The organism is Streptomyces sp. HUAS MS02 (assembly GCF_055702265.1).
The window spans coordinates 6,646,132-6,669,175 of the sequence record NZ_CM146747.1; the positions used below are offsets into that span (position 1 = coordinate 6,646,132).

The 23,044-nt window shown below is 71.5% G+C and carries 23 protein-coding genes; 12 read left to right on the top strand and 11 right to left on the bottom strand.

Features of this window, described 5'->3' with window-relative positions; translation table 11 throughout:
* Positions 1–84 precede the first annotated feature (84 nt).
* Both ACZ9QC_RS28610 and ACZ9QC_RS28615 read right to left on the bottom strand, forming a co-directional pair.
* Positions 85–1,044 (bottom strand): ABC transporter permease, encoded by a 960-nt coding sequence (locus tag ACZ9QC_RS28610; protein ID WP_472915733.1) that lies wholly within the window; start codon positions 1,042–1,044, stop codon positions 85–87.
* 1 nt (position 1,045) lies between these two features.
* Entirely contained in the window at positions 1,046–2,674 is a 1,629-nt protein-coding gene (locus ACZ9QC_RS28615) for an ABC transporter substrate-binding protein (protein WP_472915734.1), read from the bottom strand.
* Between the two features lie 283 nt (positions 2,675–2,957).
* On the opposite strand from ACZ9QC_RS28615, the gene ACZ9QC_RS28620 reads away from it, so the two are divergent.
* The 3 genes from ACZ9QC_RS28620 to ACZ9QC_RS28630 all read left to right on the top strand — a co-directional run bounded on the left by ACZ9QC_RS28620 (position 2,958) and on the right by ACZ9QC_RS28630 (position 5,038).
* Complete coding sequence (locus ACZ9QC_RS28620) at positions 2,958–3,698, top strand: FadR/GntR family transcriptional regulator (protein ID WP_316731795.1); 741 nt, start codon at positions 2,958–2,960, stop codon at positions 3,696–3,698.
* Between the two features lie 3 nt (positions 3,699–3,701).
* Positions 3,702–4,142 (top strand): protein-tyrosine phosphatase family protein, encoded by a 441-nt coding sequence (locus tag ACZ9QC_RS28625; protein ID WP_472915735.1) that lies wholly within the window; start codon positions 3,702–3,704, stop codon positions 4,140–4,142.
* Between the two features lie 347 nt (positions 4,143–4,489).
* Entirely contained in the window at positions 4,490–5,038 is a 549-nt protein-coding gene (locus tag ACZ9QC_RS28630) for a hypothetical protein (protein WP_472915736.1), read from the top strand.
* Between the two features lie 168 nt (positions 5,039–5,206).
* On the opposite strand, the gene ACZ9QC_RS28635 is transcribed toward ACZ9QC_RS28630, so the two are convergent.
* Positions 5,207–5,863 (bottom strand): M15 family metallopeptidase, encoded by a 657-nt coding sequence (locus tag ACZ9QC_RS28635; RefSeq protein ID WP_472915737.1) that lies wholly within the window; start codon positions 5,861–5,863, stop codon positions 5,207–5,209.
* A 472-nt stretch (positions 5,864–6,335) separates the two neighbouring features.
* On the opposite strand from ACZ9QC_RS28635, the gene ACZ9QC_RS28640 reads away from it, so the two are divergent.
* On the top strand, positions 6,336–7,157 hold the full coding sequence (locus tag ACZ9QC_RS28640) for a hypothetical protein (protein WP_472915738.1): 822 nt from the start codon (positions 6,336–6,338) through the stop codon (positions 7,155–7,157).
* On the opposite strand, the gene ACZ9QC_RS28645 is transcribed toward ACZ9QC_RS28640, so the two are convergent.
* A complete protein-coding gene (locus tag ACZ9QC_RS28645) occupies positions 7,108–10,203 on the bottom strand; it encodes an AfsR/SARP family transcriptional regulator (protein ID WP_472915739.1) in 3,096 nt (1,031 codons plus the stop codon). The two genes, ACZ9QC_RS28640 and ACZ9QC_RS28645, sit on opposite strands and share 50 nt — an antisense overlap.
* A 211-nt stretch (positions 10,204–10,414) precedes the next feature.
* Positions 10,415–10,588: a hypothetical protein gene (locus ACZ9QC_RS28650; RefSeq protein ID WP_472915740.1), complete on the bottom strand. Its 174-nt coding sequence runs from the start codon at positions 10,586–10,588 to the stop codon at positions 10,415–10,417.
* A gap of 357 nt (positions 10,589–10,945) precedes the next feature.
* On the opposite strand from ACZ9QC_RS28650, the gene ACZ9QC_RS28655 reads away from it, so the two are divergent.
* From ACZ9QC_RS28655 to ACZ9QC_RS28670, 4 genes are read left to right on the top strand one after another with little or no spacing between them, the layout of a single operon-like run.
* The gene (locus ACZ9QC_RS28655; RefSeq protein ID WP_215455351.1) at positions 10,946–11,176 is read left to right on the top strand and encodes a hypothetical protein; all 231 of its coding nucleotides are present in this window, start codon (positions 10,946–10,948) and stop codon (positions 11,174–11,176) included.
* Between the two features lie 58 nt (positions 11,177–11,234).
* Positions 11,235–11,984 carry a DNA repair protein RecO gene (recO, locus tag ACZ9QC_RS28660; protein WP_184894268.1) on the top strand — a complete coding sequence of 250 codons (750 nt, stop codon included), beginning with the start codon at positions 11,235–11,237 and terminating at the stop codon, positions 11,982–11,984.
* Between the two features lie 42 nt (positions 11,985–12,026).
* Complete coding sequence (locus ACZ9QC_RS28665; RefSeq protein ID WP_472915741.1) at positions 12,027–12,887, top strand: isoprenyl transferase; 861 nt, start codon at positions 12,027–12,029, stop codon at positions 12,885–12,887.
* Between the two features lie 2 nt (positions 12,888–12,889).
* Positions 12,890–13,414 (top strand): YcxB family protein, encoded by a 525-nt coding sequence (locus ACZ9QC_RS28670; RefSeq protein WP_472915742.1) that lies wholly within the window; start codon positions 12,890–12,892, stop codon positions 13,412–13,414.
* Between the two features lie 142 nt (positions 13,415–13,556).
* On the opposite strand, the gene ACZ9QC_RS28675 is transcribed toward ACZ9QC_RS28670, so the two are convergent.
* The 4 genes from ACZ9QC_RS28675 to ACZ9QC_RS28690 all read right to left on the bottom strand — a co-directional run bounded on the left by ACZ9QC_RS28675 (position 13,557) and on the right by ACZ9QC_RS28690 (position 16,758).
* The gene (locus ACZ9QC_RS28675) at positions 13,557–13,970 is read right to left on the bottom strand and encodes a Fur family transcriptional regulator (protein WP_472915743.1); all 414 of its coding nucleotides are present in this window, start codon (positions 13,968–13,970) and stop codon (positions 13,557–13,559) included.
* 71 nt (positions 13,971–14,041) lie between these two features.
* Positions 14,042–14,986, bottom strand: coding sequence for a metal ABC transporter permease (locus ACZ9QC_RS28680; RefSeq protein ID WP_472915744.1), 945 nt, complete (start codon positions 14,984–14,986; stop codon positions 14,042–14,044).
* 13 nt (positions 14,987–14,999) lie between these two features.
* Positions 15,000–15,767, bottom strand: a complete 768-nt coding sequence (locus ACZ9QC_RS28685) for a metal ABC transporter ATP-binding protein (protein WP_472915745.1) — start codon at positions 15,765–15,767, stop codon at positions 15,000–15,002.
* 28 nt (positions 15,768–15,795) lie between these two features.
* Positions 15,796–16,758 (bottom strand): metal ABC transporter substrate-binding protein, encoded by a 963-nt coding sequence (locus ACZ9QC_RS28690; RefSeq protein WP_472915746.1) that lies wholly within the window; start codon positions 16,756–16,758, stop codon positions 15,796–15,798.
* A gap of 215 nt (positions 16,759–16,973) precedes the next feature.
* Between ACZ9QC_RS28690 and ACZ9QC_RS28695 the strand changes: the two genes are divergently transcribed.
* Positions 16,974–18,356, top strand: a complete 1,383-nt coding sequence (locus tag ACZ9QC_RS28695) for a glycine--tRNA ligase (protein ID WP_472915747.1) — start codon at positions 16,974–16,976, stop codon at positions 18,354–18,356.
* A gap of 116 nt (positions 18,357–18,472) precedes the next feature.
* On the opposite strand, the gene ACZ9QC_RS28700 is transcribed toward ACZ9QC_RS28695, so the two are convergent.
* On the bottom strand, positions 18,473–19,588 hold the full coding sequence (locus ACZ9QC_RS28700) for an endonuclease/exonuclease/phosphatase family protein (protein ID WP_472915748.1): 1,116 nt from the start codon (positions 19,586–19,588) through the stop codon (positions 18,473–18,475).
* A 218-nt stretch (positions 19,589–19,806) separates the two neighbouring features.
* Between ACZ9QC_RS28700 and ACZ9QC_RS28705 the strand changes: the two genes are divergently transcribed.
* From ACZ9QC_RS28705 to ACZ9QC_RS28715, 3 genes are all read left to right on the top strand, one after another.
* The gene (locus ACZ9QC_RS28705) at positions 19,807–20,787 is read left to right on the top strand and encodes a DUF4394 domain-containing protein (RefSeq protein ID WP_472915749.1); all 981 of its coding nucleotides are present in this window, start codon (positions 19,807–19,809) and stop codon (positions 20,785–20,787) included.
* 130 nt (positions 20,788–20,917) lie between these two features.
* Positions 20,918–21,922, top strand: coding sequence for an aldo/keto reductase (locus ACZ9QC_RS28710; RefSeq protein WP_472921838.1), 1,005 nt, complete (start codon positions 20,918–20,920; stop codon positions 21,920–21,922).
* Between the two features lie 26 nt (positions 21,923–21,948).
* Entirely contained in the window at positions 21,949–22,539 is a 591-nt protein-coding gene (locus ACZ9QC_RS28715; RefSeq protein ID WP_472915750.1) for a TetR/AcrR family transcriptional regulator, read from the top strand.
* Positions 22,540–22,573: 34 nt separating this feature from the next.
* Here the strand turns inward: ACZ9QC_RS28715 and ACZ9QC_RS28720 are convergent, their stop codons facing one another.
* A complete protein-coding gene (locus tag ACZ9QC_RS28720; protein ID WP_472915751.1) occupies positions 22,574–23,038 on the bottom strand; it encodes a VOC family protein in 465 nt (154 codons plus the stop codon).
* Positions 23,039–23,044: the final 6 nt, after the last annotated feature.

Here is a 23,044-nt window from a genome sequence, read left to right on the forward strand (position 1 = left end):
GCATCAGCTCCCGCCCGAGTGCCTGTACACGACGGGTTGCGACACGACGGGTTGCGGCCCACGGCCCACGTCCCTCGGAGGGCGTCAACTCGCCTCCCTGATACGGGGGTTCACCAGCAGATAGAGGACGTCGATCACGAGGTTCACGACCACGAAGCCGACCGCCGTGGTCAGGACGACCCCCTGGACGACCGCCGGATCGCCGTTCTTCACGGCGTCGATCATCAGCTTGCCCATGCCCGGCAGCGAGAAGATCGTCTCGATGACGACCGCGCCGCCGAGCAGATAGCCGACGCGCAGCCCCAGCACGGTCAGCGGGTTGATCAGAGCGTTCCGCAGCACGTTCCGGCCCACCACCACCCGGGGCGGCAGACCGCTGCCGATCGCCGTCCGTACGTAGTCCTTGTCCAGCTCCTCGACGACCGCCGTCCGCACGATCCGGGTGAGCTGCGCCGCCACCGGCAGCGAGAGCGCGAGCGCCGGCAGGGTCATCGTCCGCAGCCACCCCGTGAAGGAGTCCGCCGGGTTGACGTACCCGCCCGTCGGGAACCAGCCCAGGTCCACCGCCAGGTACTGGATCATCAACAGCGCCAGCCAGAACCCGGGCGCGGCCACCCCGGTCAGCGACACCACCCGGATGAACTGGTCCGGCACCCGGTCCCGGTGGATCGCCGCCGTCACCCCGCCGAGCAGCGCCAGCACGACCGCGATCCCCAGCCCGAGGAAGGTCAGCTGGAGCGTGAGCGGCAGCGCGGTCGTCACCTGGTCGACCACGGGGGCCCGGGTGAGCGCGCTGATCCCCATGTCCCCGTGCAGCAGATCGCCGACGAAGCCGGCGTAGCGGACCGGCAGCGGGTCCAGCAGCCCGTTCTCCTCCCGGAACTCGTGCAGCTGCTCCGGCGTGGGATTGGCCCCCTGGAAGAACGCGGACGCCGGATCGACGTCCGAGAACCGCATGACGACGAAGACGAACAGGATGATCCCGAGCAGCAGCGGGACGAGCAGGGCGATCCGCCGCAGCAGGATGCGCAGGACGGCGATCACGCTAGACCCACTTGGCCTGGAGCAGGTTGATCCCCGGATACGGCTGTGCCCTTATCCCCGACAGCCGCTTCGGGTTCCACGCGGTCATCAGCTCGTTGTGCACCACCGGGTAGAGCACGGCCTGTTCGGCGACGACGTCGATGCAGTCCTGGACCATCGTCCTCTTGCGGTCGGCGTCCGGTTCCCGCGTCGCCCGGTCCATGTCCTTGAAGAGCGCCTTGGCCACCGGATCGTCGGCCCACCGCGCGTACTGCATCCACAGGTTCTGCGGACCGTAGTTGTAACGCATGATCAGATCCGCGTCGAGCCCGAACTGGTTGGGGTTCGAGGCGGCGGCGACCACCTGGTAGTCCTGCTTCTGGTCCATCTTCGTGAAGACGGCGGTGGTCTCCTGCGGCGAGAGCGTCGTCTCGACCCCGATCGCGTCCCAGGACGCCTTGATCGTCGGCAGACAGTCCAGGATCCAGCTGACGTTCACCGCCAGGATCTCGATCCGCAGCCCCTTCACCCCGGCCTCCGCCAGCAGGGCCTTCGCCCTGTCGGGGTCGTACGTGTACACGCTCTTGGCCGGCCGGTAACTCGGGTTCCCCTCGTCGAGGAACGAACTCGCCGGCTTCCCGTGCCCCTTGAGCGCCACCTCGATCATCTTGTCGCGGTCGATCGCGTGGTGCAGTGCCTGCCGCACCCGGACGTCGTCGAAGGGCTCGCGCCGGGTGTTGAACATCAGGAAGAGGTTGTTCATCCCGGAGCCGCCCTGGACGGACATGCCGCCCTTCTCCAGCTGCCCGATGTTGGCGTAGGGGATGTTGTCGGCGATCTGCGCGCCCGCGCTCGCCCCGGAGATCTTCGCCACGCGCGGGGCGGCGTCCACGATGGTCAGCCAGTTCATCTTCTTGAAGGCGGCCGGGCGGGGGCCGTTGTAGTCGGCGTACGCCTCGAAGGTGGTGTTGGACTTAGGGTGGTGCGCGGTCTGCCGGTACGGCCCCGAACCGATCGCCTTGCCCTTGATGGCCTCCTCCCAGGCACCCGGCCGGGAGAAGACGTGCTTCGGCATGATCTTCGCCAGCGTCAGCCGCGCGATGCCGTCCGGGAACGGGAACCTGAGCACCAGCTCGACGGTCCGCGCGTCGATCTTCCTGACCTCCTTCAGCCAGCTCGCGAAGAAGCCCTTGGCGAGGGTCTGGGTGCCGGGGTCGAGGATGCGCTCGTACACGAAGACGACGTCGTCGGCGGTGACCGGCCGACCGTCGTGGAAGGTGGCGCCGGGCCGCAGCTCGAAGGTCCAGGACGTGCCGTCGACATCGCCCGGCACGGCCGTCGCGAGCGCCGCGTACGGCTCGCGCGAGATGGGGTCGGTGTCGAGGAGGCCCTCGTAGATGTGGTTGTTGGCGGCCATGCAGAAGGCGGACGCGGTCTGGGTCGGGTCCCAGCTGCCGTCGTTGCCGTAGCCGATGACGGCCGTCAGCGTGCCGTTTTCGCCGCCTAGGTCGCCGGTGTCGTTGGTGGACTCCGGGCCCGCCGAACAGGCGGCCAGCGACGAGGAGACGGCGGCGGCCGCGCCCAGCGCGCCGGAGTACTTCAGGAGCGACCGGCGGCTCGGCGCCGGGGCGTCACGGATCACGTCGCGCACGGTTCCTCCAGGGAGGGAGAGGAGATACGACGTCCTACGTCCTACAGGGAGCAGCGTGACCTTAGGAGCGCCCGTGGGGGCGGTCAAGAGATCGCACACGAATGGCGTACGTGCCAGAGGTGCGACCAATGACGGATCAACACCGGTGTGAAATAACGACAGTTGAGGGTCCGTTAGGAGAGGGTTTCCCAGGGTGATCACGGGGCGTTAACCTGGCGTTCCCCTGGCCCTTTCGCGTGGTTCCCGTCCGGAGGTGGGACGTCGGATGTCCGGCGAGCGTACGATGCGGCGCATGTCTCAGGAGAGCGGGAGCAGGCGTCGGCCCGAGCGGCGGGTGGGCAGCCAGATCCAGCGCGAGGTCGTGCAGCTGATCCTCGACCGCGGGCTCCGGGCGGGCGCGCCCCTGCCCACCGAGACGGAGCTGATGGAGGACCTCGGCGTCAGCCGCAACTCCGTCCGCGAGGCCCTCAAGGCCCTCCAGGCCCTCGACATAGTCGACATCCGGCACGGCTACGGCACCTACGTCGGCGAGGCCTCCCTCACCCCCCTCGTCGACGGCCTGACCTTCCGCACCCTGGCCCGGCCCGACGGCGACACCGCCGCGCTCGCCGAGATCCTCCAGGTCCGCGAGGTGCTGGAGGACGGTCTCGTGCGACGGGTCGCGGGCACCCTCACGGACGACGAACTGGACGCGCTCGCGGCGGTCGTCGACCGGATGGAGGCGGCCGGGCAGGCGGGCGAACCCGTCGCCGAACTCGACCGCGACTTCCACGAACTCCTCTACGCCTCCCTCGGCAACGCGCTCATCCCGCAGCTCCTCGGCGCCTTCTGGACCGTCTTCCTGCGGGTCGCGGGCGCCCGCGGCTGGACCGACGACCCCACCCCCGAGCTGACGGTCCGCCGCCACCGGGACATCGTGGCCGCCCTGCGCGCCCGCGATGTCGAGGGCGCCCAGCGGGCGATGTCCGACCACTTCAGAGGCATCGAGGCGAGGGCGGCGCAGGCCTCGCGGGGGGTGGGCTAGGCCATGGGGGAGAACCCGGCCGGGCCGTGGGACCCCGCCGACGCCGGTGTGCTGCGGCTGCCCTCCGGGCGGCTGGTGCGCGGCCGGGGGCTGCGCCGGCCGCTGCCCGACGGCCCGGTCCCCACCTACGCCGTGTACCTCCTCGGCAAGGAGCCGCCCGAAGTCCCCTGGGAGTCCCGCTGGTTGCGCTGGCCCGACTTCCGGCTGCCCGGCGACCGGGCGGAGGCGGACCGGGTGCTGCGGGACGCCTGGGAACGGTCCGCCGTCGACCGGGTCGAGCTCGCGTGCGGTGGCGGCAGGGGCCGCACGGGTACGGCGCTGGCCTGTCTCGCCGTTCTCGACGGCGTACCGCCCGAGGAGGCCGTGGCGTACGTGCGCCGGCACTACGACCGGCACGCGGTGGAGACGCCGTGGCAGCGGAGGTATGTGCGGAGATTCGGCTGAGTGCCGGCTGAGCCCCGCTGAGCCCCGCGGAGTGCCGGCTGAGCGCCGGGGGAGGCCCGGGAGGAGGGGCCGGAGCGGGTAAATCGTTTCCTCATGATCCTTTCCGGATATTCGGCAGGTAATCCGAAGAAAGCGGTCCATGAGGGAGGTTCGGGCGGCACCATGAGGCAGGAGATCACTCTGCTGATCCGGCCCGAACACGCCCGTCGAACTCACCCCTGAGGCCGTCAGTGACGACACCACCTTCTCCGCCCACGCCACCCGCCCCGTCCGACTCCCGATGGCACACCGTCGGGATCATCGTCGCGGCCGTCATCACCGCGGCGGCGACCGTCACGGCGGGACTGATGAGCGCCGATTCCGAGAAGACCGAGTCCGAGGCCGGGCGATCCGTCCAGGCGACGGCACCGGTGGAGTCGCCCACCCCGGCCGCCGACCCCACACCCACCCCCTCCGTGATATCCACCCCGCCCTCGACACCACCTTCGGCCCCGCCCCCCACGCCCACCCCCACGCAGCCCACCGTCCAGGCGGAGCGTCCGGCAACGGAGTTGGCCGGAACCTGGGTGGGGACCGCCACGGAGTCCAACAACGACTCGACCGACTCCTACCGCGTGCGGCTGGAGCTGACCGGGGGCGCCGTCAGCGGGGACATCGGTGAGGTCCACTACGAGATGCGGGACTCCCGGTGCCAGGGCGACCTGACCCTGCTGGCGGTGGACCCGGTCAGCGAGGCCCTCTCCCTCGGCGAGTACATCCGGACCGGCAACTGTGTGAAGGGCGGGCGGATCACCCTCACCCCGCTGTCGGACGGCACCCTTGACTTCGCCTACACCGGCGCCAAGGTCGACGGCTCCCAGCAGTCGGTGAACGCCGTTCTGGCGAAGGTCCGCTGAGGACGGCGGACCCTCCTCCCCGCCGCCCCTGCCCGCCCCATCCGCAGGGTGCTGCCCCTGGCCCCGCTACGGGGTTTGCCGCCGAGGCGACAACGGGGGCGGGGTGCAGCCCTCGGGGATGGGACGGGTAGGGGCGGCGGGGACGGAAGGCCCCCGGGCCAGGTCCGGCTAGGGGCCGGTGCTCGCGGGCCCGTACAGCGCGTTCGGCGCGCCCGTCATCAGCGCCCAGTACCTGTCCCCGTACGACCAGTGCCACCACTCGGTCGGGTAGTTGACCAGCCCGGCCGTGATGAGCGCCGCCGAGAGGGTGCGCCGGTTGCGGCGGGCCGTGTCGGAGATGTTGGGCGCGTCGGTGTAGCAGGCGTCGTCGCTCTCCTCGGGGCTGGCGTCCAGGCGCGTGCCCATGTCGAGTTCCTCCCCGGCGGCCGTGCACAGGGTGAGGTCGACCGCGGCGCCGGCGACATGCGGCCCGATCTCCGGCGGGGAGAGTGAACGGCTGGTCTGCACGCGGAGGTGCTCCTCCGTCCAGTCGGGGTTGGCGAGCCGCAACTCGGCGGCGTACCGCTCGAAGTAATGGATCTGCAGGGCCAGCGGCCGGTACCCCTCGGTGACCAGCAGCCGCAGCCCGTCGGGCAGCAGCCGGGCGGCCCGCGCGAGACGCCAGGCGACGCCCTCACGGAGATGCGCGTACGCCCCCTCGGGGTCGGCCTGACGGGAGTCGACCACCACGAAGGGCAGCTCCCTCAGATCGACGAGGGGCTCACCGCACTCCTGGACCGGGACACCGGCGACCTCGGGGTCGCTCATGAGGATGATCGAAGGCATGCGTCGTCTTCCACCGGGCGGGAGGTGTGCTGCGTCGGGGTGCGCGGCAGCACCCCGGGGAGGGACTTGATCCCCTGATGTCCCTCCCCGGGGGCTTCCCCCCTTGAGTGGTGGTTCGTGGCCTGGCTCCGGGCGTCCCCCCAGCCCGTCCTGCTCGTGCGATTCCACTGTTGTCACGTTCCCACCGGTCCGTCCCCTGTGCGCTCCGGTGGGCCGACCGGCCGGGCGGTGGTCGCCCGGCCGATCCGTTGTTCCCCCGAGAACACCGAGAATGGCGGACTCCGCTGGAAGTTCTCTGCAAGTCCGCCGCAAGCGGGTTTCGGCCTGCCCGACCGTCCGGATCGCGCCGTGGACACCCGCGTTTACGTATCCACGTACGCAATTCCACGGATCCCGTGCCACCTTGGGCGCACGGATGCTGATCTTCCGCAGGGGAGAGGGGACAACGGTGGCCGGTCGCACCGACGCTTCATTGCTGGGCAGGGCCGTCAGGGGCGGTCCGCCGTTCATCGCGTGGCTCGTCGCGGGCTTCGTACTGGCACTGCCGGTCGCCCTCGCCGATCTGCCGGCCGGCCGGTACACCCTGCCCGAGCAGCCGACGCCCGCGCAGGCGGCCGTCGTGTACGGCGCCCCCTTCGCCGTCGCGTTCGGCGTGACCGCGTACACCAGGTGGTCCCGGCCCAGCCCGTGGTGGGCCTACGTCGTCCAAGCGGCGGTGGTGCTCGCGACGACCCAGGCGGCCGTGATCTGGACCGAGGCCCGGCTCGGTCTGTCGGAGTGGGACGCCCCGGGCCTGGCCCAGACCGGGGCCGCCGCCCTCACCGCCTACCTCTGCCACCGGGCGGTGCGCTGGTGGGACGACGGGGGGCTCAACGGAGGGCGGCGCCGCCCCGCGCCGGGCGAGATCTGGCACGCGTCGGTGCCGTTCCGGGAGTCCGCCGGTGAGAAGCCGCACTACTGCGTGGTGATGCGGCCCCGCCTCCGCCATGTCGAGGTCCTGCAGATCACCAGCCAGGACAAGGACCACCGCGCCGACTTCGTCCGGATCCCCAACGACGGCTGGGACTCCTCCTCCGGCAAGGCCCACTGGGTCGAGATCGGCCTGCCGCCCCGGCGCGTGCCCTACGAGAACTTCACCAGGAACCGGCCCAAGGGCCGCTGCCCGAAGCCGACCTGGCGCCAGCTGCGGGCCGGACGCCCGGCCAGTGGCGCGGTCCGTACCCTGCGGTCCCGCGTCAAGGGAGTCACACCCACGGCCACGGCTCGTACCGTTCGCGGGCCTCGCAGGCGTTGAACACCGCCATGGCCTCGGCCCGCAGCTCCTCCGCGCCGGCCCGGTCCCCGAGCGCGGCGCGGACCACCGACAGATTGCGCAGGGCGCGGGCCCGGGGGAGCGGCAGGGCGAGGACGCCCCAGAGCGCGGCGGAGGCCGTCAGCAGCCCCTCCGCGTCCGTCAGCCGCCCGTCGGCCAGCGCGCACTCGCCGAGCGTGCGCAGCGTCAGGGCCTCGCCGAAACGGTCCTCGTGGGTCCGGCAGACCTCCAGGATCTCGTGCAGCTCCGTCTCCACCTCCCGCACGTGCCCGAGCCGCAGCCGCGCCTTGGCACGGGCCCGCAGCGCGTACGCCGCCATGTGCGGGTCGCCGAGGTCGCGCAGGATCTCCAGCGCCTGCTCCGCCACCCGCGCCGCCTCCTCGTACGCGTCCAGCGAGCGGTGCACCAGGCTGAGCGTGCGCAACGCCAGCGCTTCACCGCGTCGGCTGCCGAGCCGCCGATAGGCCCGCAGCGACTCGTCGAGCAGCGGGAACGCGCCCTTCTGGTCGCCCAGTTCGAGGCGTACGGAACCGCCGTACCGGCAGGCGACGCCGACGCCTGTGTCGTCGCCGACCCGTCGGAAGCCCTCGGCGGCGTCGGTCAACGCCCTTTCCGCGTCGCGGAGTTCGCCGACCTCGCGGCAGGCGCTGCCGAGGCCCGCGAGGGCGGCGGAGCGGCCGCGTACGTCGCCGAGTTCGGTGCAGATGCGCTCGGCGGTGCGGAAGTACTCCTGGGACTCGGCGATGCGGTCCTGTTCGTAGCGGAGCTGTCCGAGGCCGATGATCAGCAGGGCCTCGCCCGAGCGGTCCTCGGCCCGGCGCGCCGCCGCGAGGGCGGCGTCGTGGCTGCGCCACCAGGCGTCGAACCGGTTCTTGATGGCGAACGAGGAGGAGCACAGGGCCGCTGCCGCTTCGCAGGCGAGGGTGTGCAGACCCATCGCTGCCGCGCGTTCCACCGCGGCGGTGAGGGTGTCGGCCTCGGCGTCGAACCAGGCGAAGGGGTCTTCGAGGGCTCGGCGGGTGGTTCGTGCGCCTACTGGGGTGGGGGGGGCTGTTGTGTCGCGGCTTTCGGCCGTGTGTGGTTGCTCGCCCAGTTCCCCGCGCCCCTTAGGGGTGAGCCTCTGTCTCAGAGTCACCGCGCCTGACGGGGACTGCTCCGTCACCCGGTCCATCAGCCACAGGCCGGCCGACAGCGCTCTGCCCACCGCCGCCGTGCGGTCGTCGGACGGGTCCTCGGCCTCCGCGCGTTCGGCGGCGTAGACGCGGACCAGGTCGTGGAGGCGGTAGCGGGGCTGGCCCACCTGGTCCCGGCCCGGGCAGGTGATCAGCTGGGCGTCCAGGAGTCGTTCGAGGACCTCCTCCGCCTCGTCCTCGGTCATGCCGGAGAGCGCGGCCACCGCCCACACGGCGACGTCGGCCGAGCCGAGCGTGGCGATCCGGCGCAGGACGCGTCGGGCGCACTCGTCCAGCGCCTGGTAGCTGAGGCCGAGCCCGGCCCGGACCTCCAGGTCGCCCACGGACAGCTCGTCCAGGCGGCGGTGTTCGTCGGCGAGCCGCTCGGCGAGGACGCTGGGCGTCCAGTGCCGCCGGGTCGCGAGGCGGGCGCCGGCGATCCGCAGGGCCAGCGGCAGCCCGCCGCACAGCTCGACGATCCGGCGGGCCGCGGCCTGTTCGCGCGGGTCGTCCGGGGTACGTTCCGGACCGGTGACCCGGGTGAGCAGTTCGAGGCCGCGGGCGTCGTCCAGGACGTCCAGGTCGGTGCGCCGCGCCCCGACGAGCCCGCCGAGCCGGGCCCGCGAGGTCACCAGGACCCCGCAGCTGGCGCTGCCCGGCAGCAGCGGCCGTACCTGGGCCTCGCCGTTCGCGTCGTCGAGGACCAGCAGGATCCGGCGTCCGGCGACCATGCTGCGGAACAGGTCGCCGCGTTCGGCCGTGTCCTCCGGCGGGTCGGCGCCGAGCGCCCGCAGCAGCCGGCCCAGGACCTCGGCGGGCGGCACGGGCTCGCTGAAGCCGTGCAGTTCGGCGTAGAGCTGCCCGTCGGGGTACGCACCGGCGACCCGGTGCGCGGCCTGCACGGCGAGCGCGGACTTGCCGACCCCGGCGGCCCCCGAGACCACGACGACGGGCATCGCCTCCCGGGCGGCGGTCAACCCCTCGACGACCCGGGCCAGTTCCTCCTCCCGGCCGGTGAAGTCGCCGATGGCGGGCGGCAGGAGCGACACCGCCCGGGGAGGGGTCGAGCCGACGGGACCCGGAGCCGCGGGCGCCGCCGTCGCGGCGAGCAGGGCCGGGTCGGCCCGCAGGATGGCCTCGTACAGGCGGTTGAGCTCCGGGCCGGGGTCGAGGCCCAACTCCTCGGCGAGCACGGCCCGCCCCTCCGCGTAGACGGCCAGCGCCTCGGCCTGCCGCCCGAGCCGGTAGAGGCCCAGCATCAGCTGCCCGCGCGGCCGTTCCCGGGTCGGATGCGCGCCCACCAGCTCGGTCAGTTCGGTGACCAGTTCCGCCTCGTGCCCACCGGTCTCCAGCTCGGCGGCGATCCGTTCCTCCAGCGCCGCCTGCCGGGCCTCCTCCAGCCGCCCGGCCTCACCCCGCAGCGCCTCCCCGACCCCGCCCAGCGCCGGGCCCCGCCACAGCTCCAGCGCCCGGCGCAGCAGCCGCGCGGCCTCCGTGTGGTCGCCTTCGGCGGCGGCCCGCCGCCCGTCGGCCGTGCGGGCCTCGAACTCCGCCAGATCGACCCGGCCGACGCCGGGCCGCATCACGTATCCCGGCGGCCGGGTCTCGATCGCCTCCGCCGCCTCAGGGGGCAGCGCCCTGCGCAGGGCCGACACATACGTCTGCACCAGCGCCCGCGCCGTGTCCGGGGGTTCGTCCCCCCAGATCACGTCCACGAGCGCGTCGGCGGGCACCACCTGTCCGGCGCGCAGCAGCAGCACGGCCAGCAGCGCGCGCGGTTTCGGGCCGCCCAGCCGCAGGGGTCCGTCACCGTGCCATGCCTCGACCGGGCCGAGCAGTCGGAATTCCAGCTCCACGGGTCCCCATCTTCCGTGCTGTCGGACCGCCGGGACAGCGGTTGCTCACGCACCGTCCGACGCTCGTGTACGGCGAGTGGTTTCCCATGCCGCGCGATGCGCCGCGGAGTTGTCGGAAAACGGGGCAACCGAAGGGAATCTTAGGGGGACGACGCGGAGATTCCCCACGTGTGTGAGGACCACATGTGGCGATGCTGTGAGGACCGCCGGGCTACGCGTGCACGGGGTACGACGCCTGGAAGGCCGGCCGACGGTCCGCGCCGGCGCCGAGCGGACCGAGGAGGTCGTCGAGGGCGAGGAACTCCTCCCGATCGGGCCGGCCGCTCGCCTCCGCCAGCCGGCCGACGACGAGGCCTCCAGCTCCCGCACCCGCTTGTTCTTCCACACCTTGTCGGCCGGCCTCCTCGTGCGCGGAGCCGGCGGATCGGTGGAGTGTGACGAATTCACGGGATGTGTCCACCGGTCCGCGGGGGTCGGCGGGCGAATTCAACGCGTCCGCGTCGACCCGGAGTTGTGCGGGACAGACTCCAGCTGAGTTTAGACACAGCGGGTCATCGAGGAGATGCGAAGAGTGAAATTCGATGGCGCGGGGGAGCACCGTGAAGGCAGGTGGAGAAGGCTCGGGGACGGTACTCGGCGGGCGCGTCGAAGAGGCGGAGGAATCGGTGGAGGAATTGCGGCGGACGGCCGAAAAGGCGGGAATTGTTCTGCCGTCGCCGGGCCTCTCGGCGGCGGCCCTGCGGTGAACGGCAACGGGAGGAAACCGGCGATCGGCACCTACGCGGTGGACACCCGCACCGGGCAGGTCGGCCGCGTCATGGGCCACGAGGGGCCCTACGTACAGCTCCGGCCGGTCGGCGGCGGAAGGGAGTGGGACTGCGCCCCCGAGGTCGTACGGGCCGCGACGACCATAGAACGGCTGCGGGCCGCGACGGCCTACGAGAACGCACGCAGCCGGGGCGAGGTCCCTTGAAGAGGTGACCGCCGGACGAGGTCCCGCCGCGCCCGGGCCGTAGGCGAGAATGGGCGGCATGAGCCTTTTCCGGGACGACGGTGTCGTGCTGCGCACCCAGAAGCTGGGTGAGGCGGACCGGATCATCACGCTGCTCACCCGTGGGCACGGGCGGGTGCGGGCCGTGGCGCGCGGGGTACGGCGGACCAAGTCCAAGTTCGGGGCGCGGCTCGAACCCTTCTCCCACGTGGACGTGCAGTTCTTCGCACGGGGCAGCGAGCTGGTCGGACGCGGGCTGCCCCTGTGCACCCAGAGCGAGACCATCGCTCCCTACGGCGGCGGCATCGTGAGCGACTACGCCCGCTACACCGCCGGGACGGCCATGCTGGAGACCGCCGAGCGGTTCACGGACCACGAGGGCGAGCCCGCCGTGCAGCAGTACCTGCTGCTCGTCGGCGGGCTGCGCACCCTCGCCCGCGGCGAACACGCCCCGCACCTGGTCCTCGACGCCTTCCTGCTGCGCTCCCTCGCCGTCAACGGCTACGCCCCCACCTTCAGCGACTGCGCCAAGTGCGGCATGCCCGGCCCGAACCGTTTCTTCTCCGTCGCTTCCGGAGGCTCCGTCTGCGTGGACTGCCGGGTGCCCGGCAGCGTCGTACCCTCGCCACAGACGCTGGAACTGCTCGCCGCGCTCCTTACGGGAGACTGGGAGACCGCGGACGCGAGCGAGCCGCGGCACGTCAGGGAGGGCAGCGGGCTGGTGTCCGCCTATCTGCACTGGCATCTGGAGCGCGGCCTGCGCTCCCTTCGGTACGTGGAGAAGTCGTAGGCACGACCGACCCACCGGCACCCCTAAGGAGACGAGAAGCACATGGTGGTACGCGGGTTCCTCGGGCGTCAGCGCCGCGAGTACAAGGCGCCGACGCCGCACCCGTCCGGCGCCCGCGCGCCCAAGCTCCCCGGCGAGCTGGTCCCCGAGCACGTGGCGATCGTCATGGACGGCAACGGCCGCTGGGCCAAGGAGCGCGGGCTGCCGCGCACCGAGGGCCACAAGGTCGGCGCCGAGCGCGTGCTCGACGTCCTCCAGGGCTCGATCGAGGTCGGCGTCCGCAACATCTCCCTCTACGCCTTCTCCACCGAGAACTGGAAGCGCTCGCCCGACGAGGTCCGCTTCCTGATGAACTTCAACCGCGACTTCATCCGCAAGACCCGCGACCAGCTCGACGAACTCGGCATCCGGGTCCGCTGGGTGGGCCGGATGCCGAAGCTGTGGAAGTCGGTCGCCAAGGAACTGCAGGTCGCGCAGGAGCAGACCAAGGACAACGACCTGCTGACGCTGTACTTCTGCATGAACTACGGCGGCCGGGCCGAGATCGCCGACGCGGCCCAGGCCCTCGCCGAGGACGTCCGCGCGGGCCGCCTCGACCCCTCCAAGGTCACCGAGAAGACCTTCGCGAAGTACCTCTACTACCCGGACATGCCGGACGTCGACCTCTTCCTGCGCCCCAGCGGCGAGCAGCGCACCTCCAACTACCTGCTCTGGCAGAGCGCCTACGCCGAGATGGTCTTCCAGGACGTGCTGTGGCCCGACTTCGACCGCCGCGACCTGTGGCGGGCGTGCGTGGAGTTCGCCTCCCGCGACCGCCGTTTCGGCGGCGCCGTCCCGAACGAGGAACTCCTCGCGATGGAAGCCGCGATGGAGGGCCGGACGGAGGACCGGGCGGAGGGCTGACCGTGACGCGGGCCGGCGGGGAGAACGTGGAGCTGGTGTACCGGGCGGCGGTCGGGGACTTCCGCGAGGCGGTACGCGTCTCCACGCGCGCCTCGGCCGCCGGCCGGTGGGGCCGGGGACTGCTGTTGTTCGCCGCCGGGGCGGGCCTGTTCGTCGCGGTCGTGACGCTCGCCCTGGGCGCCGTGCCCGACGCGCGGGCCCTGGTGATGCCGATGGCGGCTGCGGGCGGCCTCGTCCTGCTGCCGCGGCTCCAGGCCCGCCTCCTGCACCGGCGGGCGGCGGCCCTCGGGCAGCACCGCGCCGTGCTGGACCCGTGGGGCGTGACGGTCGCGCACGACCGGGGCACCGAGCGCCCGGCCCGCTGGTCCCAGGTCTCCCGGTACGCGGAGACCCCGCACACCTTCGTCCTGCTCAGCGGCGCCCACGCGCCCCGTCTCACCGTGCTCCCCAAGCGCGGCCTGGCGACCCCCGCGGACGCCGACCGACTCCGCGCCGTGCTGACCCGCGAGGGCCTGACCCGGCTGTAGGGCGGGGGCGCGGGATGAAAGGCGCGGGGCGAAGCCCCCGGCCTTTCAGGGGCGCGGGGAGCTGCGCGAGAAGCCCCACGCACCCGCACCCGCCGACGCGCCCTGGGCGCGGGAGACGGGCCCGGTGGGCCCAGGGCGCCCCCTACGACGTCTTGGCCGCGCAGTCCGCGCAGGTGCCGAAGATCTCCACCGTGTGCGCGACGTTCACGAAGCCGTGCTCGGCGGCGATCGCGTCGGCCCACTTCTCGACCGCGGGGCCCTCGACCTCCACGGCCGCGCCGCACATCCGGCAGACCAGGTGATGGTGGTGCTCGCCGGTCGAGCAGCGGCGGTACACGGACTCGCCGTCGGAGGTGCGCAGGACATCGACCTCGCCCGCGTCGGCGAGGGACTGCAACGTGCGGTACACGGTGGTGAGCCCGACCGAGTCGCCCTTGTGCTTGAGCATGTCGTGGAGTTCCTGCGCGCTGCGGAACTCGTCGACCTCGTCCAGTGCCGCGGCCACGGCCGCCCGCTGGCGGGTGGAACGACCTCGTACAGGTCCGGCGGTCGTCACCGTTGCCTCCTCACGTAGCGGTCTCGCGGGGGCCATTGTGCCAGCCCCCGCCGACCCCGTTCAGCCGCCGGTCATCCCGCGGACCCCTCCACGGAGCCCCGGGCGGCCGGAACCGTGTCCTTCGCCACACCTGTCCCGGCGGCCTCCCGGGCCTGCGGGACCCCGCACTCCGCCGGGTCCCCGGGCGCCGTCTCCAGGGCCCGCGCGCGGCGCCTGGCCAGCGGTGTCGCCAGCGCGGTCAGCACCATGAACGCGGCGATGGCGAGCAGCACGATCGTCGCGCCGGGCGGCACGTCCTGGTAGTACGAGGTGACCGTGCCGCCGATCGTCACGGTCACCCCGAGCGCGACGGCGATCGCGAAGGTCGCCGCGAAACTGCGGGTGAGCTGCTGTGCGGCGGCGACGGGCACCACCATCAGCGCGGACACCAGCAGCAGTCCGACGACGCGCATGGCGACCGTCACGGTCACCGCCGCCGTGACCGCCGTGAGCAGGTTCAGCGCCCGCACCGGCAGACCGGTGACCCGGGCGAACTCCTCGTCCTGGCTGACCGCGAACAGCTGCCGGCGCAGCGCCAGCGTGATCACGATCACGAACGCGGCGAGCACGCAGATCGCGGTGATGTCCTCCTGCGACACGGTCGACAGCGAGCCGAAGAGGAACGACATCAGGTTGGCGTTGGTGCCGCCGGGCGCGAGGTTGATGAGCATCACACCGCCGGCCATGCCGCCGTAGAAGAGCATGGCGAGCGCGATGTCGCCGCGCGTCCTGCCGTACCAGCGGATCAGCTCCATGAGCACCGCGCCCACCACGGACACCAGCGTCGCCATCCACACCGGCGACCAGGAGAGCATGAAGCCGAGGCCGACGCCGGTCATCGCGACATGGCCGATGCCGTCGCCCATCAGGGCCTGACGGCGCTGGACGAGGTAGATGCCGATCGCGGGCGCGGTGATGCCGACGAGAACGGCGGCGAGCAGGGCCCGCTGCATGAAGGCGTAGTCGAGGAATTCCATCGTGGGTGCCTTCTCAGCTCAGCAGACCCGTACGGACGGGCTCGGCGCCCGGTGCCGAGTGCGGGTGGACGTGGTCGTGGCCGGGCAGCGCGTGCTGGCCGACCGCCTTCGGGGGCGGGCCGTCGTGGGTGACACAGCCGTCGCGCAGTACGACCGCGCGGTCGATCAGCGGCTCCAGCGGACCGAGTTCGTGCAGGACCAGCAGCACGGTCGTGCCCTGGGCGACCTGCTCGCGCAGGGTCGCGGCCAGCACCTCCTGGCTGGCCAGGTCGACGCCCGCCATCGGCTCGTCCATGATCAGCAGCTCGGGTTCGGAGGCGAGGGCGCGGGCGATGAGGACGCGCTGGTGCTGGCCGCCGGAGAGGGCGTTCACCGAGTCCTTGGCGCGGTCCGCCATGCCGACCATGTCCAGGGCGTGCCGGATCGCCTCGCGGTCGGCCTTGCGGAAGATGCCGAGGCGGGTGCGGGAGAGCCGGCCGGAGGCCACGACCTCCGTGACCGTCGCCGGGACCCCGCCAGCCGCCGTGGTGCGCTGCGGCACGTACCCGACGCGCCGCCAGTCGCGGAAGCGGCGCCGGGGGGTGCCGAACAGCTCGATCTCGCCGGCGCTGACCGGCACCTGCCCGATCACCGTGCGGACGGCGGTGGACTTGCCGGAGCCGTTGGCGCCGAGCAGCGCGACGACCTCACCGCTGCGCACGGTGAGGTCGATGCCGCGCAGGACGGTGCGCGAGCCCAGTTCGGCGCGGACGCCGCGCAACGCGATGACGGGCTCGGTCATGCCTGCTGCCTCCGGATGATCAACAAGGTCACTTGGCTCCCAGGGCCGTCTGGAGGGCCTTGAGGTTGGCTTCCTGGACCGCGAAGTAGTCCTTGCCGCGCGACTTCTCCGTGATGCCCTCGATCGGGTCGAGGACGTCGGTCTTCAGGTTCGCGTCGGCGGCGATGGTCTTCGCGGTCTTGTCGCTGACCAGTGTCTCGTAGAACACCGTGGTCACACCGTCGGCCTTCGCCATCTTCTCAAGGTCCTTGACCCGGGCGGCACTCGGCTCGGACTCGGGGTCGAGACCGGAGATGGCCTCCTCGGTGAGGCCGTAGCGCTCGGCGAGGTAGCCGAAGGCGGCGTGGGTGGTGATGAAGACCTTGGTCTTCGTGTCCTTCAGCCCGCCTGCGAACTGGTCGTTCAGCGCGCCCAGCTTCTCGACCAGGGCCTCGGTGTTGGTCTTGTAGGTGTCCGCGTGGTCCGGGTCGGCCTTCTCGAAGGCGGCGCCGACACCCTTGGCGACCTCGGCGTACTTCACGGGATCGAGCCAGATGTGCGGGTCCTTGCCCTCAAGCTCCTCGTTCTCGTGCTCGTCGTGCTCGGCGGAGTGGCCGCCGACCTCGTTGCCGTGGTGCTCCAGGTCGGTCAGCGTGGCGGCGTCGATCTTCGTCTCGTGGCCGGACTGCGCGACCGCCTCGTCGACGGAGGGCTGCAGGCCCTTGAGGTAGAGCACGGCGTCCGACTCCTGGAGCGCGGCCGTCTGCTTGGCGCTGATCTCCAGGTCGTGCGGCTCCTGGCCGGGCTGGGTCAGACTGGTGACGTTCACGTGCTTCCCGCCGATCTGCTCGGCGAGGAAGGCCATCGGGTAGAACGACGCGACGACGTCGAACTTGTCGGTGTTGCCCGCGGCGGCGCTGTCGCCGCCGCACGCGGTGAGAGTGGTGAGGCCGAGAGCGGCGGCCGCGGTCGCCGCCGCGGGTATCAGAAGGCGTCGTCGTACTACGTTCATGACAGTCATTTTCATCTTGTCTGGAAACGATTGTCAACAAGCCTGGTGGTAAGCCCTTGGTAAGGCGTTTGTCCGGCATCGGCCGTCTCCTTCTCCGAACCGATTTGATCCGAGGGCAGCCCCCGCCGGTAACCTGAAGCATTCGCTCTGAAGCGCGTCCGCTTCCTCCAGGAGCGCATCGCTTCGTCGCCCGTCGTCGTAATGAAGAGAGCACCGTGGCCGCCGACAAGATCGACACCATCGTCAGCCTGAGCAAGCGCCGTGGCTTCGTATTCCCGTGCAGCGAGATCTACGGCGGCCAGCGTGCCGCCTGGGACTACGGACCGCTGGGTGTCGAGTTCAAGGAGAACATCAAGCGTCAGTGGTGGCGCTACATGGTCACGTCGCGCGAGGACGTGGTCGGTATCGACTCGTCCGTCATCCTGGCCTCCGAGGTCTGGGTGGCCTCCGGCCACGTCGCCACCTTCTCCGACCCGCTCACCGAGTGCACCTCGTGCCACAAGCGGTACCGCGCGGACCACCTGGAAGAGGCGTACGAGGAGAAGAAGGGCCACGCCCCGGCGAACGGCCTGGCCGACATCAACTGCCCCAACTGCGGCAACAAGGGCCAGTTCACCGAGCCCAAGCAGTTCTCGGGTCTGCTCTCCACCCACCTCGGTCCCACCCAGGACACCGGCTCCATCGCCTACCTGCGTCCCGAGACCGCCCAGGGCATCTTCACCAACTTCGCCCAGGTGCAGACCACTTCGCGCCGCAAGCCGCCGTTCGGCATCGCCCAGATGGGCAAGTCCTTCCGCAACGAGATCACGCCCGGCAACTTCATCTTCCGCACCCGCGAGTTCGAGCAGATGGAGATGGAGTTCTTCGTCAAGCCGGGCGAGGACGAGAAGTGGCAGGAGTACTGGATGCAGGAGCGGTGGAACTGGTACACCGGCCTGGGTCTGCGTGAAGACAACATGCGCTGGTACGAGCACCCGCAGGAGAAGCTCTCCCACTACTCCAAGCGCACCGCCGACATCGAGTACCGCTTCCAGTTCGGCGGCAGCGAGTGGGGCGAGCTGGAAGGCGTCGCCAACCGCACCGACTACGACCTCGGCGCGCACTCCAAGGCCTCCGGCCAGGACCTGTCGTACTACGACCAGGAGGCGGGCGAGCGCTACACGCCGTACGTCATCGAGCCGGCGGCCGGTGTCGGCCGCACGATGCTGGCGTTCCTCCTCGACGCCTACACCGAGGACGAGGCGCCCAACGCCAAGGGCAAGCTGGAGAAGCGGACGGTGCTGCGCCTCGACCACCGTCTCGCCCCGGTGAAGGTGGCGGTCCTCCCGCTGTCCCGCAACCCCGAGCTGTCCCCGAAGGCGAAGGGGCTCGCGTCGGCGCTGCGGCAGAACTGGAACATCGAGTTCGACGACGCGGGTGCGATCGGTCGGCGTTACCGCCGTCAGGACGAGATCGGTACGCCGTACTGCGTGACCGTCGACTTCGACACGCTCGACGACAACGCGGTGACCGTGCGTGAGCGGGACTCGATGAAGCAGGAGCGGGTGTCTCTCGACCAGATCGAGGGGTACCTTGCCGCTCGGCTCGTGGGCGCGTGAGCGTCTGCCCGGCTTGAGTGATTGAGCGGCTGCGGCTTCGTTCGTGGCTGGTCGCGCAGTTCCCCGCGCTCCTTGAAGGGCCCTTCGGCCCTCACGGGCGCGGGGAACTCGGCGTTTTACAGGTCCAGGTCGGCGAAGACGGCCGCGTGGTCGGAGGCCTGGTCGACCTTCGAGGTGACCGTGGCGAAGGACGGGAAGGTCCTCGGTGCCCAGATGCCCCGGCGTTCCACGCCCACGTGCGTGACCCGGTCCCACAACTCCGGGCTGAACATGAGGTAGTCGAGCTTCTGCTCGTCACGCTTGCCGGTGCCGTGGGTGCCCGGGGGCTGGGTGCCGTAGCTCTCGTGGGTCATGGCCTCGCGCAGGCCCGCGTCGAGGAGGAGCTTGACGGGGGGACTCGCGAGGGAGTCGTTGAGGTCGCCGGCCACGACGACCCGGGAAGAGTGGGCGAGCGCCGCCTCGTAGATCTCCCGGACCCGTGTGGCCTGGGCCTTGCGGCGTTCGTCGTTCTCGGAGGCCCTTCCGAAGCCCTTGCTCTTGAAGTGGTTGCCGAGGATCCACAGCGGTTCACCGGCGACCTCGACCTCGAACTCGGGGCAGTCCCGGCTGAACACGGGTCGGCCGTTCGCGCCGAGGTCGAAGATGTGCGACCGCACGGACGTGATCGGGAACCGGCTGAGTATGCCGACGTCTATGCCACGGATGTCGTTGCCGTCGACGAGCAGGTTGAACGGATACGGCGTGCCTCCCACCGTGCCGCCCAGCACCTGGGTGTTGAAGCGGTCCAGTGTCAGCCGGTCCTCGACCTCGACGGTGAGCAGGATGTCCGCGTTCACCTCGGCTATCACCCGGGCGGTGTTCTCCACCGCCTCCCACTTGATGTCGTCCCGCAGCATCTCGGCCCAACCCGACCACTTGGGGCGCCCCTTGGCGACGATCTTGACGGCCGGGCTGCCCGACTGGGGGACCGTGAAGAGCTTGGCGCCACCGCGGGGCTGGTTGATGAAGAACGGCCGGCGGTCGCCCGCCTGTGAGTTGTGCGCGTCGTGCTTCACGATCAGCTCGGTGATCCGCTCCTTGTCCGAGTCCTGGTAGATCTCCTTGTCGAGGAGGCCGACCAGTTCGTTGAAGTCGTCCAGGATCTCCTTGCGCCGTTCGTCGTCGTCGAGGCCGAACACGGTCGGCCGGCGGAAGAGGTTCTCGGCGTTGAAGGTGGCGATACGGATCGTCATACGCCCTCCTTGAGGGTCGCGCGGCCGGTGAGGGGGCCGACGGCAGACACCTCGAATTCTCCGAGGGCGGATGAATGGTGTCCAACGGAGCGTCGGGGGAACTTCCGAAGTTCCGGAAAAAATCTCCTACGACCCACCAATCCGGGCCCGTCGTCGGTTCCGAAGGAGAGGGCACACGGCCCGCAGAGGGCGGGCCGCGCATCTTCACGGGGGCGTTCATGCGCAAGCAAGCGGTCATCGGCGCACTGACCATGGCGGTGGCGATCGGGACGGTCGGTGCCGTCGGCGCCGGGGCACTGGGCGGGTCCGGGGCGTCGGACGGATCGGCGGCGTCGACGGAGGTCGCGGCGAGCGACTCCTCCGGCACGGGGACCGGCACCGGGGCCGGTGTCGAGTCCAAGGGCGGTGTCCTCGGTGGCGGGGCGAAGGTGCCCGGCGGGCTGAAGGCCGTCGGTCTCACCACCGACCAGCGGCTCGTCGTCTTCCGCGTCGACAAGCCCGCCGCCGCCGTCCCGCTCGGCAAGGTCCGCGGTCTCAAGGGCGACACCCGGCTCGTCGGCATCGACTACCGCGTCCAGAACAACAAGCTGTACGGCGTCGGCGACAAGGGCGGTGTCTACACCCTGCGCGAGGTGGGCGCCAAGGCCACCAAGGTCTCCCAGCTCACCGTCGCCCTCCAGGGCACGGCCTACGGCGTCGACTTCAACCCCGCCGCGAACCGCCTCCGGGTGATCAGCGACACCGGCCAGAACCTCCGCCACAACCTCGACGACCCCCAGGGCGCCCCGGCCGCCGGCACCACGGCCGTCGACGGCACCCTCGTCAACCCGCCGGTCCCGCCCGCCACGGCCGGCGTCACCGCCCGGGGGGTGACCGGGGCCGCGTACACGAACAACGACCTCGACGCCGCCACCGCGACCACCCTCTTCGACCTGGACACCGCCCAGGACCAGATCTCCGTCCAGTCCCCGGCCAACGCGGGCAACCTCGCCCCCACGGGCAAGCTCGGCGTCGACGCCCCGCTGAACGCCGGGTTCGACATCTACAGCTCGGCGGGAAGCGGGGTGAACGCCGGGTACGCGGTGACGGGGGCGCGGCTGTTCGCCGTCAACCTGCTGACAGGGAAGGCGAGTTCGGCGGGGGCCTTCCCGAAGGGCCGCCAGGTGGTGGACCTGGCGATACCGCTGCGACAGGGCTGACGGACGCCCGGCCGTGAGCGCGCCGGGCGACAGGTGACCGATCTGCGAAACCCAGGCGGCTGACACATGACAGCTGACAGATATTGAAATCTGTCAGCTGTCATGTCATCGTGGAGCCATGACGACGACGATGCGGACCCGCACCCTCGGATCCACCGGCCCCCAGGTCTCCGCCCTCGGCCTCGGCTGCATGGGCATGTCCGCGCTGTACGCGGGCGCCGACCGGGCCGAGTCCCTCGCGACGATCCACGCGGCCCTCGAAGCCGGGGTCACCCTGCTGGACACCGGCGACTTCTACGGCATGGGCCACAACGAACTCCTGATCGGCGAAGCCCTGCGCACCGCGCCCGCGGCCCGCCGGGAGCAGGCCCTGACCAGCGTCAAGTTCGGCGCGCTGCGGGACGCGGACGGCGGCTGGTACGGATACGACGGCCGTCCGGCGGCGGTGCGCAACTTCGCCGCCTACTCCCTCCAGCGCCTCGGCACCGACCACATCGACGTCTACCGGATCGCGCGGGTCGACCCCGGCGTGCCGATCGAGGAGACGGTCGGCGCGATCGCGGAACTGGTCGAGAAGGGGCACGTCCGCCACATCGGCCTGAGCGAGGTGGGCGCGGACACCATCCGCCGCGCGGCCGCCACGGCCCCGATCGCGGACCTCCAGATCGAGTACTCCCTCATCTCGCGCGGCATCGAGCGGGAGATCCTGCCGACCACGCGCGAACTGGGCATCGCGGTCACGGCGTACGGCGTCCTGTCCCGCGGCCTGATCTCCGGCCACTTCACCCGCGACCGCCGGCTGGAGCCCGGGGACTTCCGGTCCTTCTCGCCCCGCTTCCAGGGGGAGAACCTCCAGCACAACCTGGACCTGGTCGACGCCCTGCGGAAGGTCGCCGAGCAGAAGGGCGCGTCGGTGGCCCAGATCGCGATCGCCTGGGTGCTCTCGCGCGGGGAGGACATCGTCCCGCTCGTCGGGGCCCGCCGCCGGGACCGCCTCGCGGAGGCGCTGGGCGCGCTGGAGGTGACCCTGGACGCGGCCGACCTCGCCGCGATCGAGGGCGCCGTACCGGCCGACGCGGCGGCCGGCGACCGCTACCCCGCCGCCCAGATGGCACACCTCGACAGCGAGCACTGATCCCGCCGCCGGGTACGGTTCCCACCATGGCACCGACCTCCGAGATCCTGACCGCCGAGCGCATCCTCGAAGCGACCGAGGAGGTCCTGCGCCGCCACGGGCCCGCCAAGGCCACCGTGGTCGACGTGGCCCGCGCGCTCGGCGTCAGCCACGGCAGCGTCTACCGCCACTTCCGGACGAAGGCGCTGCTGCGGGAGGCGGTGACCAAGCGCTGGCTGGACCGTACGACGGCCACCCTGACCGCCCTCGCCGCCGAGGACCGCGACCCGGAGGACCGGCTGCGCGCCTGGCTGGCCGCGCTCTTCGAGGCCAAGCGCCGCAAGGCGGGCGACGACCCGGAGCTGTTCGCCACGTACCAGGTCCTGACCGAGGAGAACGGCGAGGCGGTGGGCGCCCACATCGCCGAGCTGACGGACCAGTTGGCCCACATCGTCCGCGCCGGTGTGGACGCTTCGACGTTCGCGCCCGCCGACCCGGCCCGCACCGCCCGGGCCGTCTTCCATGCGACCGCCCGCTTCCACGACCCCTCATACGCCCCCACCTGGCGCCAGCCGGACATCGAGGCCCAGTTCGAGGCGGTCGTGGACCTGGTGGTACGGGGCCTGAGCGCCCGCTGAGGCCGCCGTCCCGACCGGGGCGCCGTGCCGCCGGTTACGCCACGCAGAACTCGTTGCCCTCCGGGTCACGCATGACCCACCAGTGGCCCGCCGGGCCCCGGTCGAACTCCTCGACGCGGGTGGCGCCCAGGGTCTCCAGGCGGGTGGCCAGGGCCTCCAGGCCGTCGGGGCCCGCGTGCACGTCGATGTGGAGGCGGTTCTTGACCGTCTTGGGCTCGGGGACGTCCTGGAAGAGGAGACGGCGGCCCTTGCCGATGCCGGTGAAGGGGTCGTACGGGTCGTCGGGGTGGCGCACGGCGGCGTAGCCGCGGAAGACACGGTGGCCGTGGTGCTCGGCCACCGCCGCCTCGGGGAGGTCGCCCGTGGCGAGGAGGTGGGTGATCAGGGTGCTCGGGTCCTCCACCTCGTATCCGAGCGCCGCGGCCCAGAAGTCGGCCAGGGGCTGGGCGTCCCGCGTGTCGATGACCAGTTTCCAGTTCAGTGCGGTGGTCGAAGCCATGTAACC

Bases quoted from the DNA above. Each gene is read 5' to 3' on its own strand.
- ACZ9QC_RS28620 (WP_316731795.1), top strand. From the start codon at position 2,958: ATGCGGCGCATGTCTCAGGAGAGCGGGAGCAGGCGTCGGCCCGAGCGG.
- ACZ9QC_RS28625 (WP_472915735.1), top strand. From the start codon at position 3,702: ATGGGGGAGAACCCGGCCGGGCCGTGGGACCCCGCCGACGCCGGTGTG.
- ACZ9QC_RS28630 (WP_472915736.1), top strand. From the start codon at position 4,490: ATGAGCGCCGATTCCGAGAAGACCGAGTCCGAGGCCGGGCGATCCGTC.
- ACZ9QC_RS28635 (WP_472915737.1), bottom strand. From the start codon at position 5,863: ATGCCTTCGATCATCCTCATGAGCGACCCCGAGGTCGCCGGTGTCCCG.
- recO (WP_184894268.1), top strand. From the start codon at position 11,235: ATGAGCCTTTTCCGGGACGACGGTGTCGTGCTGCGCACCCAGAAGCTG.
- ACZ9QC_RS28665 (WP_472915741.1), top strand. From the start codon at position 12,027: ATGGTGGTACGCGGGTTCCTCGGGCGTCAGCGCCGCGAGTACAAGGCG.
- ACZ9QC_RS28680 (WP_472915744.1), bottom strand. From the start codon at position 14,986: ATGGAATTCCTCGACTACGCCTTCATGCAGCGGGCCCTGCTCGCCGCC.
- ACZ9QC_RS28685 (WP_472915745.1), bottom strand. From the start codon at position 15,767: ATGACCGAGCCCGTCATCGCGTTGCGCGGCGTCCGCGCCGAACTGGGC.
- ACZ9QC_RS28690 (WP_472915746.1), bottom strand. From the start codon at position 16,758: ATGAACGTAGTACGACGACGCCTTCTGATACCCGCGGCGGCGACCGCG.
- ACZ9QC_RS28700 (WP_472915748.1), bottom strand. From the start codon at position 19,588: ATGACGATCCGTATCGCCACCTTCAACGCCGAGAACCTCTTCCGCCGG.
- ACZ9QC_RS28705 (WP_472915749.1), top strand. From the start codon at position 19,807: ATGCGCAAGCAAGCGGTCATCGGCGCACTGACCATGGCGGTGGCGATC.
- ACZ9QC_RS28710 (WP_472921838.1), top strand. From the start codon at position 20,918: ATGCGGACCCGCACCCTCGGATCCACCGGCCCCCAGGTCTCCGCCCTC.
- ACZ9QC_RS28715 (WP_472915750.1), top strand. From the start codon at position 21,949: ATGGCACCGACCTCCGAGATCCTGACCGCCGAGCGCATCCTCGAAGCG.
- ACZ9QC_RS28720 (WP_472915751.1), bottom strand. From the start codon at position 23,038: ATGGCTTCGACCACCGCACTGAACTGGAAACTGGTCATCGACACGCGG.